This window comes from Ekhidna sp. (genome assembly GCF_965212185.1).
Lineage (GTDB): Bacteria > Bacteroidota > Bacteroidia > Cytophagales > Cyclobacteriaceae > Ekhidna.
The window spans coordinates 2,484,868-2,501,353 of the sequence record NZ_OZ243102.1; the positions used below are offsets into that span (position 1 = coordinate 2,484,868).

The 16,486-nt window shown below is 40.5% G+C and carries 10 protein-coding genes; 6 read left to right on the forward strand and 4 right to left on the reverse strand.

The features are described from left to right. Positions 1 to 38 precede the first annotated feature (38 nt). The 5 genes from ACOMC3_RS10640 to ACOMC3_RS10660 all read left to right on the forward strand — a co-directional run bounded on the left by ACOMC3_RS10640 (position 39) and on the right by ACOMC3_RS10660 (position 10,075). Positions 39 to 2,747 (forward strand): alpha-amylase family glycosyl hydrolase, encoded by a 2,709-nt coding sequence (locus tag ACOMC3_RS10640; RefSeq protein WP_420315868.1) that lies wholly within the window; start codon positions 39 to 41, stop codon positions 2,745 to 2,747. Positions 2,748 to 2,955: 208 nt separating this feature from the next. After that, a complete protein-coding gene (locus ACOMC3_RS10645) occupies positions 2,956 to 5,994 on the forward strand; it encodes a SusC/RagA family TonB-linked outer membrane protein (RefSeq protein ID WP_420315869.1) in 3,039 nt (1,012 codons plus the stop codon). A 10-nt stretch (positions 5,995 to 6,004) separates the two neighbouring features. Beyond that, positions 6,005 to 7,621, forward strand: coding sequence for a RagB/SusD family nutrient uptake outer membrane protein (locus ACOMC3_RS10650; RefSeq protein ID WP_420315870.1), 1,617 nt, complete (start codon positions 6,005 to 6,007; stop codon positions 7,619 to 7,621). Between the two features lie 60 nt (positions 7,622 to 7,681). Beyond that, positions 7,682 to 9,532, forward strand: a complete 1,851-nt coding sequence (locus ACOMC3_RS10655) for a glycoside hydrolase family 13 protein (protein WP_420315871.1) — start codon at positions 7,682 to 7,684, stop codon at positions 9,530 to 9,532. 36 nt (positions 9,533 to 9,568) lie between these two features. Continuing rightward, positions 9,569 to 10,075: a ClbS/DfsB family four-helix bundle protein gene (locus ACOMC3_RS10660; RefSeq protein WP_420315872.1), complete on the forward strand. Its 507-nt coding sequence runs from the start codon at positions 9,569 to 9,571 to the stop codon at positions 10,073 to 10,075. Positions 10,076 to 10,107: 32 nt separating this feature from the next. Here the strand turns inward: ACOMC3_RS10660 and ACOMC3_RS10665 are convergent, their stop codons facing one another. After that, positions 10,108 to 10,977 carry a winged helix-turn-helix domain-containing protein gene (locus tag ACOMC3_RS10665; RefSeq protein WP_420315873.1) on the reverse strand — a complete coding sequence of 290 codons (870 nt, stop codon included), beginning with the start codon at positions 10,975 to 10,977 and terminating at the stop codon, positions 10,108 to 10,110. Positions 10,978 to 11,112: 135 nt separating this feature from the next. On the opposite strand from ACOMC3_RS10665, the gene ACOMC3_RS10670 reads away from it, so the two are divergent. Beyond that, on the forward strand, positions 11,113 to 11,910 hold the full coding sequence (locus ACOMC3_RS10670; RefSeq protein ID WP_420315874.1) for an energy transducer TonB: 798 nt from the start codon (positions 11,113 to 11,115) through the stop codon (positions 11,908 to 11,910). A 21-nt stretch (positions 11,911 to 11,931) separates the two neighbouring features. Here ACOMC3_RS10670 and ACOMC3_RS10675 read toward each other — a convergent pair whose 3' ends face one another. Genes ACOMC3_RS10675 through ACOMC3_RS10685 form a run of 3 tightly spaced genes read right to left on the reverse strand, consistent with a single transcriptional unit; the run spans position 11,932 to position 16,482 of the window. Then, a complete protein-coding gene (locus ACOMC3_RS10675) occupies positions 11,932 to 13,311 on the reverse strand; it encodes a sugar porter family MFS transporter (protein ID WP_420315875.1) in 1,380 nt (459 codons plus the stop codon). Between the two features lie 2 nt (positions 13,312 to 13,313). Further along, positions 13,314 to 15,590, reverse strand: a complete 2,277-nt coding sequence (bglX, locus tag ACOMC3_RS10680) for a beta-glucosidase BglX (RefSeq protein WP_420315876.1) — start codon at positions 15,588 to 15,590, stop codon at positions 13,314 to 13,316. A gap of 10 nt (positions 15,591 to 15,600) precedes the next feature. Further along, positions 15,601 to 16,482 carry a glycosyl hydrolase family 17 protein gene (locus ACOMC3_RS10685; protein ID WP_420315877.1) on the reverse strand — a complete coding sequence of 294 codons (882 nt, stop codon included), beginning with the start codon at positions 16,480 to 16,482 and terminating at the stop codon, positions 15,601 to 15,603. Positions 16,483 to 16,486: the final 4 nt, after the last annotated feature.

A 16,486-nucleotide genomic window follows, 5' to 3' on the forward strand; every position in this document is an offset into this window, starting at 1 on the left:
TTGATGAGCAGCTTTTTTTTGCTAAATCCTATCATTCAATGAAGTCAATACTCACTATTTCTCTTTCAATCGTTGCTTTTACAAGCCTATTCGCTCAAAACCCAACAATTACTCCTGCATTCTTCGCCGCGGATGAAGAAATTACCATCACCTATGAGGTAACCGGAACAGCTCTCCAAAGTCTGGATGAGGCCTGGATCTGGATGTGGATACCTGGTCAGGGAATAGATGCTCCTTCCAACATCAATCCTGCTAAATCTACCTCGCCAGCCACTGAACCTGCTAAATTCACCCGATCAACCGGTAATGCGGGAGAGGTATTCTTTTCAATTACTTTAACTCCCACTGAGTTTTTAGACACTTCTAAAGAAAACATTGAGAGTATAGGTATGCTCTTGAAAGGCAATGACTGGAGTGATGGTCAAACCTCAGATTTTATTGCTCAAATCAATGATGGCTTCTCCATTGTAATGGACAACCCAAGCGGAAAATATGGTTTCTACAACAATACCACTGATATTGATGTGGATGTGCGTGTATCAGAAACTGCCAATATTGAAATTTTTGTCGATAACAGCTCCATCGCTTCAATGGTCGAAGCAACGAGTCTGACTACAACCCATTCGATAATTGATGATGGTAATGTACACACCATTCGAGCCACTGCTTCTAACGGAACTGAAACGATAGAAACCTCTTATGCCTATACATTGACCCCAAATCCACAAAGTGAAACACTTCCAGCTAACCTGATGGACGGCATCAACTATGATGACAATGACCCAACGACTGCCACACTGGTCCTAACAGCTCCTAATAAATCATTCGTATTTGTCATTGGGGATTTCAATGACTGGACAATCAGCAGTGATTACTTAATGAATGTTGAAGGAGACAAGCATTGGTTAACCATAGATGGGCTTACTTCAGGAGAAGAATATTTATTTCAGTACTTGGTTGATGGAGAGATACGAATCGCAGATCCATATGCAGAAAAAATTTCCTCTCAATTTGATGATGGAGAGATCATATCAGATAATCGCTATCCGAATCTAATACCCTACCCTAGCGATGAAACTTCGGAAGCAGCTTCTTACCTCCAGACTAATGCCTCCACATTTCCATGGGCTCCTTTTACACGTCCTGCTAAAGAAGATTTAGTTATTTATGAGCTGCTGATACGTGATTTCACCGAAGAGCGAACGTATGAAGCCGTAACTGAAAGACTTGATTACTTGCAAGATTTAGGCATAAATGCTTTAGAGCTAATGCCAGTACAAGAATTTGAAGGCAACTTGAGTTGGGGATACAACCCGGCATTCATGTTTGCTGTAGATAAATACTACGGAACCGAACTAGATCTTAAGACACTAATAAATGAAGCTCACAAACGCGGAATTGCGGTAATTCTGGACATAGTTCTCAATCATCAGTTTGGACGTAATTCGTTAGTTAGATTATACAATGAAGGATTATATGGTAATCCAACATCTGAAAATCCTTGGTTCAATGTTACACCTAAGCATGATTTCAATGTTGGATATGATATGAATCACGAGAGCCAATACACTAAAGATTATACAGATCGTGTAGTGGCATATTGGCTGGAAGAATACAATGTTGATGGCTATCGATTTGACCTTTCTAAAGGATTTACTCAGCGAAATTCTTTGGGGAATGTTGGATTATGGGGCAATAAAGACAACTCTCGAATAGCTATATGGGAAAGAATTGCGGATATAATCTGGGATGAAGATCCTACAGCCTATATCATACTTGAGCATTTTGCTGACAATAGTGAGGAACAAGTGTTGGCTGATTATGGCATGTTGCTGTGGGGCAACATGAACCATACATATATTAATGCAGCCAAAGGAAGTTCAACTTCGCTTGGAAGCACCTTTCATGAAAACAGAGGATGGAATGAACCCAATCTTGTTTCATACATGGAAAGCCATGATGAAGAACGCCTTATGTGGCAACTTAGCAAGAGTAAAGACTTAAACCAATCACTGGAAAGGGCTAAGCTAGCAGCTGCATTTTTTCTAACTGTACCTGGTCCGAAGATGATCTGGCAGTTCGGTGAATTTGGATACGATGAAGAACTTAATAACGATCGGCTTGGGATTAAACCTACCCACTGGGAATATCTCGAAGAGGCTAACCGAAAGAAACTGTTTGATTTATATAAATCATTGATTCACTTAAGAACAGAGACATCCTACATTAGCTCTGACTACTTCGAGTGGAGTCCTGCAGGATTTGTCAAAACCATCAAGATTAATCATCCGGATGTTAATATTTATGTCATAGGAAACTTTGATGACGAAGCGCAAACGACTAATCATAAATTTACTTCTACAGGAACATGGTACAATTACTTTACTGGAGAGGCTTTAGAAGTGACCGATGCAAGTGCCGAAGTAACATTTGGTGGTGGTGAATGGTACATATACACTTCAGAGCTTATTGACAATTACATTGAAGATCAGGAAATCGTGTTGGGAGATTTTGCTGATCTTCAAGAAGCAATTATCTACCCAAATCCTGCTTCAGAAATCATTCGTTTTAACAATGATCATAGCTACGATAGCTATGAGATCACAGATTTGTCTGGTAGAATCATTCAATCAGGCACAATTCCATCCAATAATCAAATTGATGTGCGATCAATTTTACCCGGCATCTATCAAATTCAATTGAGGGATCAAGGCCAAACCATTCAGTTCAGACTTCTGATTGAGTAAGTTTTCAGCGTAAACGTTTGCGGAAATTTTATCAATTTTCATCATTTTAAATTAATCGCAATTCGCAAACGTTTGCGTAGAAAAAACAGTTAAAAAGCCCTGAAAATCATGGTTTTACGTTTCGAAATTGGTAAAATTGAATACTGAAATTTTATAAGTTTCGGACGAATTGTGGAGTGATTCATCTATCTAATTCTAAATTAAATCAATGAGCATCATATCTAATTTTCAAAGGCGAACGCTAACAGGAAAAACCTTTCTTATCCTTCTATTCTATTGTGCTGCCTTTCTCGTGACCGCACAAAGCAGAACAGTCACTGGTACTATCACAGATGCAAGTGACGGCACTACACTTCCGGGTGTCACTGTTCAAATTAAAGGAACACAATCTGGGGTTGCAACGGATATAGAGGGGAAATATACTTTGGAAGTTCCAGCTAATTCGGTACTGGTCTTTTCATACATCGGTTATCTGACTGTTGAGCAAACGGTTGGCAACAGATCTGTCATTGATGTGGCATTGAATACCGAAATACAAGAGCTTTCAGAAATTGTAGTGGTTGGATATGGGCAGGTAGAGAAAGGGGATGTAACGGGAGTAGTTAATAAGATCAGTGAGAAAGACTTCAATACGGGAGTTTTAACTTCACCTTCCAGCTTGATAGCAGGTAAGGTTGCTGGCGTTCAAGTGATTTCTAATGATGGTGCACCTGGTTCAGGTATCTCAATTAGAATTAGGGGTGGAACATCACTTACTGCTGGAAATGAGCCACTATACGTAGTTGATGGTGTGCCTCTTGAAAACGATGGTGTTGCCGGAGTGAGAAATCCACTAAACTTTATTAACCCTGCAGATATCGCTGATATCACCGTTTTAAAAGATGCTTCATCTGCCGCCATTTATGGATCCAGAGGAGCGAATGGTGTGGTTATCATCACTACTAAATCAGGAAAAGCTGGTAAGCCACAATTCACTTATGATGGCTCCTATACAGTAGGATTCAATGGACAAGGTGTCACTATGCTTAGTGCGCCAGAATTTAGATTTACTGTAGAAAGAAAAGGTCCAAGAAATGAAGATGAGCTCGGTTCATCTAATACCGATTGGTTTGATGAAGTCACGCAACTTGCCCAGGGAATGAATCATAACCTTGGCGTTTCATTCGGAGGTAAAACCAATACTGGAAGAGTCTCCCTCAACTATCAAAACATCGATGGACTTTTGAAGACAGATAACCTTGAAAGAGTTTCAGGGAATGTAAATCTGACGCAAAATCTTCTGAATGACGACCTTAAAATAGGATTGAATACCAAGCACAGTATCATTAATAACAGATTTGCGCCGAATGTTGTAGGATCAGCTTTAGTATTTGACCCCACCCAGGCCGTGTTTGCCGAAGACACAGCTACAGGAGGTTATTTCGAATGGTCCAGTCCATTAGCTCCAGGTAATCCTGTGGCACAGTTGGATCAAACATTTAACATTGGAAAAACAGTTAGAAATTTAATTGGTGCAAATCTTACGTATGATCTTCCATTCATGGATGGTTTATCAGTAAAGGTGAACTATGCATACGATAATTCTATAGGTAAAAGTCAGGTAACACGCTTGATTAATACAAAAGCCGGGGTTGAAAATGGAAGCTTTACCACTTTTGAAGATTCACGAACAAGTAACCTGCTAGAGACATATTTGAATTACAATTCTGAATTATCTTTTGGTAAACTGGATTTAATAGCAGGATACTCTTATCAAGATTTTTCAAGAAATGTAGATCGCTCGTTATTCAAAAGAGATACTGTCTCTTTGGATGTACTGAATATTTCTGATCCAAACTCATTTATAAGTGATGGGAAGTTAAACGAGATAAGACAATACCTCGATGAACCTTTAATTTTTGAGCTTGAGAATCGATTGATTTCATTCTGGGGTCGTGCGAATCTCTCCATACAGGATAAATATTTGATCACAGCTACACTACGTAGAGACGGCAGTACTCGATTTGGTGATCGAAATAGATGGGGTTTATTTCCATCACTTGCTGTTGCGTGGAGAGTTATTGATGAACCATTTGCAGAAGGTCTCGAAAATGTAATGTCGAACCTTAAGTTGAGAATGAGCTACGGTGTAACAGGAAACGAAGAAATCGGTGATTATCTTTATGTAAACCTGTACCAGCCAGGAGACGATCGATCAACCTACATTTTTGGACAAGACACAATAAATACTTTCCGGCCAAATGCCGTTGACCCTGATATCAAATGGGAGGAAACTCGATCATTAAACTTTGGAATTGACTATGGCTTCCTTGATGGACGCATTTATGGCTCCATAGACCTATACAGAAAGTTAACAACTGACTTGCTCTTCAATATTGCCTTCCCAATTGGAACGCTTACCGGAGATAGAGCGGTAACCAATATTGGTGAGATGGAAAATAAGGGGATAGAATTAATGGTGAATTCAATCGTGATCGATAAGCCTGACATGAAACTGGATCTGGGATTCAATATTGCTCACAACAAAAACGAGATACTTAAGCTTGACAATTCGAATCTTCCGGATTTTCAAGGGTATACTACAGGAGGTATTTCCGGTGATGTTGGACAATCCATTCAGATACTAAAGGTCGGGTTTCCTGCCAATTCATTCTTCGTATATGAACACAAGAAAGATGCGAATGGAAATCCTATACCGGATGGGGAAGATGTTAATGACGATGGGCTGAGAAACGATCTGGATATGTATGTAGATCAAAACGATGACGGAGTGATTAACGAAGATGATCTAAGGCCATATAAAAATCCTGCCCCTGATTTAATATTTGGATTGACTGGTAATTTTTCTTACAAGAAGTTTGATGTGGCTCTTACTTTCAGAGGTCAAATTGGTAACTACACCTATAACAATGTATTCTCTCAATACGGTGCTTACCAAGGGGTTGATAATACTTTTGCTCCAAATAACATTCACATTTCAGCATACGAAAATGACTTTACAGAAAGACAACTTCTCTCTGATATCTATGTTGAAAATGCATCATTCTTAAAACTTGATAACCTTACGGTTGGTTATCGTATTGATAAAATTAAAAATGTGAATGCAAGGGCATACTTAACAGCTACTAACTTGATGACCATCACAGGATATTCAGGAGCTGATCCGGAAGCAGGAATAGGAGGTATAGACAACAACCTCTACCCTCGATCAAGAACATTTATTGTTGGATTAAATCTTACTTTTTAATTAAAGCAACATGAAAAAGATATTATCTCTCGTACTCATCGTTTCATTTGTTTCATGTACTGACTTAGAACTGGAGCCTAAGAATGGCTTGGTTGAATCTGTTGCATTTGAAAATTTTGATGGCTATCAATCTTACATCGCAAAAGTTTATGCTTCTTTGACTTTAACAGGTCAGCAAGGTGCCGCAGGTCAGCCAGACCTTACCATCATCAATGATGAAGGGTTTTCAAGTTATTTGCGTGTCTGGTGGAAAGCACAGGAGCTCACCACAGATGAAGCAATTATCGCATGGAACGATTCAGGGATCAGGGATCTACACAATCACGCTTGGGGTGCGGATAACCAGTTTGTAAGAGTGCTTTACTACCGAATTTTTTATACCATTTCGTTAGCAAATGACTTCATAAGAGCTGCAGAGGACCTACCATCAGGACTAACTCCTGCCGAAATCGCCGTTATCGACGAGTATGTGGCGGAAGCTAGATTTATTAGAGCATTTTCTTATTGGCACGCGTTGGATCATTTTAGAAATGTAGCATTGATTACTTCCATTACCTCGGCTCTACCTACACAAGTCGATCCCGAAGTAACTTTTAATTTTATCGAAACTGAGCTGACTGAAATTGAAAATGACTTACTGCCTGCAGGTCAGGCCAATCATCAATATGGAAGAATCGATCAGGCTGCAGCATGGATGCTGAAAGCCAAGCTCTACCTAAACGCTGAAACATACATTGGAACCGACAGGTATGCAGACTGTATCACAGAAGTGAATAAGGTTATCAACGCTGGAGTTTACAGCATAACTCCTAACTATCAAGAATTATTTATGGGAGATAATCATTTCAGAACAGATGAAATTATCTGGCCTATCGTTCATGATGGATTAGTTTCACAAACATGGGGAGGCACCACAACGATTATAAGAGGCGCAATCGGTGGAGCAATGTCTGATGATGAAAAAAATGATACACCTTCGCCAAATGAAGCTGAAAACGATTATGGAGTGCCTAGTGGATGGGCAGGCTATCGAACAACTAGTTCCCTGGTAAGCTTATTTCCGGGTGCAGCTACGGACCCAGATGGAAACAGCCCAGATGGTAGAGCTATTTTCTTTACAGAAGGCCAGGCACTAGAAATCGCTGATGTAGGTGAATTCACCGATGGGTGGGCAGTTCCAAAATTCAACAATTTAGAAGCATCTACCGGCAGACGAGCACCTGGTGTGGATCAGGTAAGCACAGACTATCCGGTTTTCAGATTGGCTGAAGCTTACCTCATGCTTGCTGAGGCAGAGCTTAGAAGTGGTGGTTCGATCGGAGCAAATACATTAGGATATTTGAATGAACTAAGGGTACGTGCATACGGTGATAACAGTGGCAATGTAACGGCTGGTGATGTGGATCTAGATTGGATCCTAGATGAAAGAGGAAGAGAGCTATACCTGGAAGCAACCAGAAGGACTGACCTGGTAAGATTTGGAAGATTTTCAGGAGGTGCTTACATCTGGCCGTGGAAAGGTGGTGTGGATGTTGGAACATCAACTCCGGCACACTTGGATATTTTTCCAATTCCTTCTTCAGACCTTATTGCTAATCCAAAATTGGTTCAAAACGACGGATATTAATTAATTATTTGAATAACAAAGGAGCGACATTACGTCGCTTTTTTTTGCTCTACTGAGACCATGAAACATCTTTTAAGCTACCTATTTATACTGACTTCTATTCAAGGAATTTGCCAATCTATTGAGCACATTGATCCACCCTTCTGGTGGACAGAGATGCCAACAGAAGAGTTGCAGATTATACTACATGGTGAAGAAATTGGCGATCTGGAGCCATCTTTTGAATATGCCGGGGTAAGTCTTGAATCCATTGAAAAATTGCCAAACAAAAACTACCTGGTATTTAATCTTAATGTAGCTAAGCAAACCAAACCGGGAACGTTCAAAATAGCTCTCAAAGATGGAAAAAGCACCAAGTTATCAATCGACTATGAGCTCAAATCCAGGATAAATGATACCAATCGAAACCGGGGTTTTGATGCCAGTGATGTGATTTACCTGCTGATGCCCGACCGCTTTGCAAATGGAAACCCAGAGAATGATACGGTAGCAGGAATGCTGGAAGCTGCGGATAGAAGTAATCCAAACGGAAGACACGGCGGAGACATCAAAGGCGTTTCCGATCACCTGGATTATATCAAAGAACTAGGAATGACCGCCGTATGGCTTACTCCTACCTTTGAGAATGACATGAAGCCATCATATGGGGCTTATCATGGTTATGCAGCTACAGACCTGTATAAAGTAGACCGAAGGTTTGGCTCCAATGAGGAATTCAAAGCATTTGTAAGGAAGTGTCATTCCATGGATATGAAAGTGATAATGGATATGATCCACAACCACATTGGTGATCAGCATTGGTGGATGAAGGATGTGCCTTCAGATGACTGGTTTCATGATATAGAAAAATATGGCACTACCAATTTCAGAGGTGAAGTTCAGTCTGATCCATATGCCTCTCAGTATGACCTTGACAAACTTCAAAAAGGATGGTTTGTGTCTGAAATGCCAGACCTCAATCAGCGTAATCCAATTCTTGCTAAATACCTCATTCAAAATTCCATTTGGTGGATAGAGTATTCCGGAGTAGATGGCATCCGCATGGACACCTATGTGTACCCTTACAAGGACTACCTGGCAGACTGGGTAGAAGAAGTGATGACCTCCTACCCCAACTTCAACATTGTGGGTGAAGCATGGGTGGAGAAAGTGGGGCATGAAGCCTACTGGCAAGAAGATAAGGAAGGGCAGGATGATGGTTATGATTCACAATTACCAAGTGTAACCGATTTCCAGATCATGTTTGCCTTGGATCAGGCACTTACAGAGGATTTTGGATGGAAAAATGGACTTTCTAAACTCTACTATGCCATTTCTCAGGATCGATTGTATTCAGATCCGATGAAAAATGTGGTGTTCATTGACAATCATGATACAGAGAGATTTTTCACAAAAATAGATGAAGACCCGGATTTGTTTAAAATGGGATATGCGTATCTGATGTCGATTCGTGGCATCCCACAGGTATACTATGGCATTGAGCTGATGCTGGCCAACGAGCCTGTAAATGGAGATGGACGTAAACGCGCCGATATGATCGGTGGATGGGCTGAGGATAAACGATCGGTCTTTACCGTTGATGGCAGAACCAAAAAAGAGAATGAAGCATTCAACTATGTGAAGCAACTAACCAACTGGAGAAAAGGATCGAAAGTCATTCATGAAGGTAAATTGACACATTTTATTCCGGAGAACAATACGTATGTTTATTTCCGACATACCGAAAATGAAGCTGTCATGGTGGTTATGAATCGAAACGAGAAAGAAGTAGAAATGAAACGTGATCGCTTTGCTGAAATCCTAGATCGCTATTCACAGGGTGTCAATGTACTGGATAATTCGACAATCGATGTGACTGCCAACTTCAAAGTCGGTCCAAAACAGACCGCTATTTTTGAGTTGAAAAAATAAGGATAATCCTTCAAGGCAAATAGATTTGTATCAATCATGGCCAGACCTAAAACGAAAGAAGAGTTACTAAGCTTGAGTCAAGAAAACTATGAAAAACTTATTCACCTCATAGATAGCTACTCACTGCAGGAACAATTAGCGGATTTCTTACCTGGCACTATGAATAGAAATATTCGAGATGTACTCGCTCATTTGCACCATTGGCATTTGATGATGCTGGATTGGTACTCTGTTGGAATGACCGGTGCAAAACCTCATATACCTGCTGAAGGATATACATGGAAAACAACCCCTGACTTAAACAAATGGATTTGGGAAAAGTATCGTCATGCTGATTTGAATTCCATTCGCGAAAAGCTAAATGACTCTCATAAGAAGGTAAGGAGTATCGTTGAAAAGCATTCCAATGATGAACTTTTCGAAAAAAAGAGATACAAATGGACTGGCACAACTTCCCTTCTGGCATACCTAGTATCCGCTACTTCGAGTCATTATGATTGGGCCCTGAAACTAATAAAAAAAGGAAAAAAGAAAACTGTTTAATGAAGGAATCATTTCAGCAAATGAACCGCATATCACTTATCAATCACCAACTTATACCCTACCCCTCTGATGTTCACAATTTTAATGGTAGGATCGGCTTGAAGTTTATTGCGCAGCTTTGAGACATACACATCCAGGGTTCTTCCGATATAGTTTCCTTCATCTCCCCACACCTTGTTAAGAATGGCATCTCTCTTTACAGGTGCATTCATTGATGAATACAAAAGTTGCAACAGATCTGCTTCTTTACCGGTTAATTCTGTTTTTTGTTCCTTCAAAATCAACACTGCATTCCGCAGATCAAATCGATATTTGCCCAGCTCAATGAGGTGATCCGGTTTTGTCGATTTCTTCGAATTAACAAAAGCGATAATTCCAATTCCAAAAAGTATAATTACTCCAATACCAACAGGAAGCAATAAATCATCATCCGCTTTTGATTCGACTTCAGTCGTAAGTTTGGTTGTTGACACTGCGCTATCCAAAAATGTAAAGATCAAGCTGTAACAGCCTAACTGCATATTTCTCACACTACACGCCACCAGATCATTATGCGAAGCACGTTTACTCTTTTCAAAGCTGTACACTATCTGTTTGAAAGTGCATTCTTCGACTTCCACAATGTAACGGTCATCAATATTCGATTGGAGCATGACATCACTGATAGTAATAACCAGATCTTCCGGAATAAACCCAAACTCAGACTCGAATTCAATTCGGTACTGATTTCCTTCTTTGACAATAGGCATGACGCGTGAAGTGCTGTCACCTGCATTCAGTAGTATTTTGTGTCCAACCATCCGGAGAGAAACCTCAATATGCTTCTCTGTAAATACATCTTGAGCAATCAATGAGGAGATCAGGAAGCAATTGATTACACAAAAAATAAATCTGAAGCGCATGGTACAAAACTATTTATATCTGATACAGTCAAAACTGTTTTACATAAGATTTACATCATTTTACATTTCGTTAATGCCTATAAACACTTAATAAACGTAACATTGATCAAGAATATGAACTAAATTGTAAAAGACATGAAAAAGAATATCGTAATTCTATTAATGATTTTGGGAACACTTGGGTTGATGGCCATTGGGATCATTGGCAAACCAAAGAATGACGTAAAGGAAGAAATTGACACGTCGATTGTCGAAGAAACGAAGGAAGCTACCAGAGAGATCAGATCAACTATTCCATTAAATTTCTCTTACGATATTGGATCACGGTATTGGGCTACTATCTCTAAAGCGGATTTGAGTAATGCAACATCAATCAATGACATCATCCCGAAAGAAGCCAACTGGGCTCCTTACCCCATTCAAAAGATAGATGTCAAACTGATATCCGATGGTACCGAATTGATTAAAACAAGTAACAATCTCACATTAACAGAAGAACAACTTGACCTTTTAAAAACAGCCCAATACTCGGATGATTTACAACTCCTTGCCAGTTATGGTGAATCAATGCCGCTTCCAAATGCAATGGATCAAGAGCAACTCAACTATTTTATCACTGTAGTTCCAGAAAAAGAAGCAGCATATTCCAATGGAAATGACGGTTTGCTTGCTTATTTAAAAGACGAAAGTGCTTTGATCATCACCACCATTGAAGGTGATCTGCTAGGTGCAGGTAAGATCATGTTTACGATTAATTCAAATGGAAATCTAACGGATGTCAAGCTGACTGAGACCACCGGATATCCTTTCGTAGATAAGCACATGATTGATCTTTTTTCTAAACTCCCGGGTACCTGGACTCCTGCTGAAAATGGTGAGGGAGAAAAAGTAGCACAAACATTGATGTTTTCCTTTGGTAGCATTGGGTGCTAAGCACCCGTACTACGGATTTTGTTATCTCTTCACCCAAAAACCCTCTACCTCTTCAAGGGACTTTCCTTTGGTCTCAGGAATGAACTTGTACGTCAGGATTAGGGTGACCAGAATAAATCCGATAAAAATGAAGTAAGGCAATGACTGGTTCCAAAATGGACCCTGATTGGCCTCACTCTCTACAATCACCGGAAATGATTGGGAAACCACATAGTTCATCCCCCATTGTGCTGCTACTGCTACGGACATGGCTAAACTTCTGATCCTGTTAGGGAACATTTCTGAGAGTAAAACCCACACAACCGGACCCATAGATAATGCAAAGGAGCCAATGAAAACCAAAATTCCAATTAAGGACAAAATTCCCACTTGATTGTTCATTAATGTGACTCCCAACATCAGGAATCCAACGGTCATTCCAATGCACCCCAAATAAATCAATGGCTTTCGACCAAACTTATCTACTGTTCCCATCGCGATGAATGTGCAGAGAAGATTTACTCCAGCTAATAAAAGTTGTTGCTTCAACACATCTTCCTGACCGAAACCCAAGGCTTTCTCAAAAATATCTGCGCCGTAGTAAAGCACAGCATTAATTCCAGTCAGCTGCTGTAATGCAGAAAGTGCTGAACCAATCAATACAATAGGCAAGATTCCTTTTGTGAACAGATCCCTAATACTTGGCTTGTCTGTTTTATCTATTGAAAGGCATATTTCACTAAACTCTTTCTCTGCCATGGATTCTCCATGCAACTGAGCCAAGATCAGTTTTGCTTCCTCATCTCTGCCCTTTAGGATTAACCAGCGAGGGCTCTTTGGCACTACAAACAACAGGAATAAAAATATCAGACATGGTATAAGTTCAGACCAAAACATTAACCGCCAGCCCTGATTGAGATTATATTCATAATCTCCAGAATTACCGATGGCATAGGTTGCCAAAAACACCACAAAGAATCCTACCACGATGGCTAACTGATAGTACGTCACCATCTTGCCTCGGATCGCTGCGGGTGATAGCTCCGCAATGTATGTTGGTGCATTCATGGATGCAATCCCGATACCAAGTCCCCCGATAATTCGAAAGAATACCAACAAGGGAATGGACTGAGGCAAAAAAGACGGCAGCCCGGATCCCCAGGCTGAGATGGTGAACAGAACGGCGGATAAAATCAAAGAATTCTTTCGACCATATGCTTTACTGATTAACCCTGAAAATAATGCTCCAAAAAAGCAGCCCACCAAAGCGCTGCTGACTACCCATCCTTTCATCATTGCATCTAGCTCAAAGTATTTACTGAAGTAAAACTGGGTGCCGTTGATTACTCCCGTATCATACCCAAAAAGTAATCCTCCAAGAGAGGATACAACAGTGATGAGCAGTAGGTTTTGCTTTTTCATAATTAGTTGATGGTAATGGATTGGGTATTCAGGTCTCTGGAATTAGATCCTACAGAGATACGAAATTCTCCTGGTTCAAAAACGGTTTCTCCCTGATCATTGATAAAGGAAAGATCATCTTTGGAAAGTTGGAATTGTATGGACTGAGACTCTCCAGCTTTGATCACTGTTTTTATGAAGCCTTTCAATTCCTTAACCGGTCTTGTAAATGAAGCCGCTACATCCTGTATGTACAACTGCACAACTTCCTCTCCATCTACTTCTCCCGAATTTGCAACATCCACCGTAACAGTCAAGGACTCTCCTTCTTTTGAAACTTTTAGATTTGCATAATCAAATGAGGTATAGCTTAGTCCAAATCCAAACGGAAACAGCCCCTCATTCGGCCCATCGGTGTAGTGGGTCCAGAAAACATTCTCCGCTCGGTTAATTGGTCGGCCAGTGCTTTTCTGGCTGTAGTACAAAGGCTCTTGGCCTGAATGATGAGGGAATGAAACTGGTAATTTACCGGATGGATTGTAGTCCCCAAACAATACATCAGCGATGGCATTGCCGGATTCTGAACCTGCAAACCAGGTTTCAAGAATGGCGTTAGCCTCGTCAGCAATCTTAGGGATAGCAACCGGTCTACCCGTCATCAGAACCACGACGATGTTATCATTTACTTTCCTAAGTTCATTGAATAGATCAAGCTGGCTGCCTTTCAAACCTATATCCATTTGAGACCGTCCTTCGCCAGTCTGGTAGCAATCTTCACCTATGGCCAAAACAACCACTTCACTCCGGATAGCCAGATCGATTGCCTCTTTAAAGCCACTTTTATCTTCATCTACTATCGTTAGTTCTCTTCCAAAGCTCCTGTTCCCAACGGTGAGCGTATATCCCTGAGCAAATTCAACTTTTGTATTTTTCGATACTGCGTTTTTTATTCCTTCTACTAATGAAACAGCAGAATTTGGCACTGCCTGGGCACGCCAACTCCCTAATGGGATATCCTTATCTGCAGCCAATTGACCTATGACGGCTATCGATCTTGCTTCTTTGGAGAGTGGAAGTAAGTTGGATTCATTTTTCAATAATACCATTGACTTTCTGGCAGCATCTCTGGATGCCTCCAGATTCTCCTGAGATAATAATTCGTTTTTCTCACGTTCAACATCAGAATATCTGTATGGATCATCAAAGAGTCCCATCTTAAATTTTAATATCAATATTCGTTTAACCGCATCATCAAGTAGGGTTATATCAACTTCTTCATTGTTAATCTTTTCTTTTAGTCCTTTCTCATAAACTCTTCCTTCCATATCCATATCACTTCCTGCTTGTATAGCCATAACTGCAGCCTGAGCAGTATCTTTCGCGTATCCATGAAAGATCATTTCTGGTATGGACCCCCAATCAGAAACCATCAAACCTTCATAGTCCCATTTACCCTTAAGAATATCCCTTTGAAGGAATTCATTGCCTGTTGCTGGAACACCATTTAAGTCATTAAAACCATTCATAAAGGTGGCTACACCAGCGTCGCTTGCAGCCTTAAATGGCGGCAGTATCACATTGTAAAGGGTATGCAGTGAAACCTCAACTGTATTGTAATCTCTGCCTGCTTCCGCAAATCCATATCCTGCAAAGTGTTTTGCACATGCGGCTATCGTATTTGGAGTTGATAAATCATCTCCCTGATACCCTTCCACCCAGGCTTTTGCCATAATGGAAGCTAAGTATGGGTCTTCACCCGGACTCTCCATAATCCTCCCCCATCGGGCATCTCTACTGATGTCAATCATGGGTGCAAATGTCCAGTGTAAACCGGCTGCAGACGCCTCTCTTGCTGCCACTTCTGATCCCAGTCTTGCAACTTCAGGATCCCAGGAAGCTGCTTGACCCAGTGGAACAGGTAGCATGGTTTTGTACCCATGAATCACATCGTAGGCAAATAGCATGGGAATACCGAGACGGCTGTTTTCAACAGCCATTGCTTGTGTCCTTCTGATTTCATCTGCGGTCAACACATTGAGCATTGCACCTACTTGACCATTTTTGATCTTCTCTGCCTTCCATTGATTATCACCTGAAACAGGCCCTGTGAATTCCCAGGTACCATTGTACATGATCGTTTGGCCAATTTTTTCGTCAAGAGTCATTAGTGCGATAAGGCTATCAGCTTTAGCTTCAATCGCATTCGTGGCAGTTGATGCATTTTTATCTGAACATGCACTTATTATCAAAATAGATACTAAGTAGATGTATTTCAAAATTGTTTGTAGTGACTCTCTCATAGCAGGAAATTTAGAATTTTGGCTTTTCGTCTTTATCCCAGATACCCCAATATGCACCTACATCACCCTCATCTCCAGTTTTCCATGACTCATCAAAAGATGAGAAATAGAATATCTCAATATCTTCCTGCTTAGACCAAAGTTGCGTATTGATGAAATACTTCATGGCATTATCATGTGAAGGTATTGCCCCGTGGAATATTTGACCTTTATCTGGCCAACCTGTCTCAGTGATGATCACCCGCTTCCCCTCTGCTGCCATCATGGCTCTCCTAAACATATCTTTCATATAGAGTAGCGAGTACTCTAAAGCACATCCTTCCCAGTAAGGATAGCAATTGGCAAGAATGACATCACAAGCTTCCGTAATACGTGGCTTAAACCCAAATTCATAATAGGCATCTACATAACCTACGGGTATGCCCGGTAATGCTTCCTTCACTTGATAAATGAAAGCCAATAACTCGTCTTCGGTTAAATCTTTTCGATATAGAACTTCATTCCCAACAGCAACAATATCAGCATGTCCGGCCTTTGCTACCTCTATTACTCCATCGATTTCTTTTTTATTTATCTCCTCATCTTTTCCTAACCATGCTCCTACAAGAGTCTGAAGTCCATTGGCTTTTGCTATAACTGGAATCAGTTCATTCCCTTCCGTACATGAAAATGATCGTATCCATTTAGTATGAGGCTTGATAATGTCTATTCTCTTTTTTATCTGCTCAGCTGTAAGCTGATCACCAGGAGACTGACCTTCCTGGTAAGGACTAAAACACAAACCGTGCATTCCATCATTCAAAAGCTCATTATAAAGCTCAGATAGCTCCTTCGAGGATTTTCCTGATAAGTCTTCTCCTGCAAGTGATAATATTTCGTAACGTGCTGCCATATAT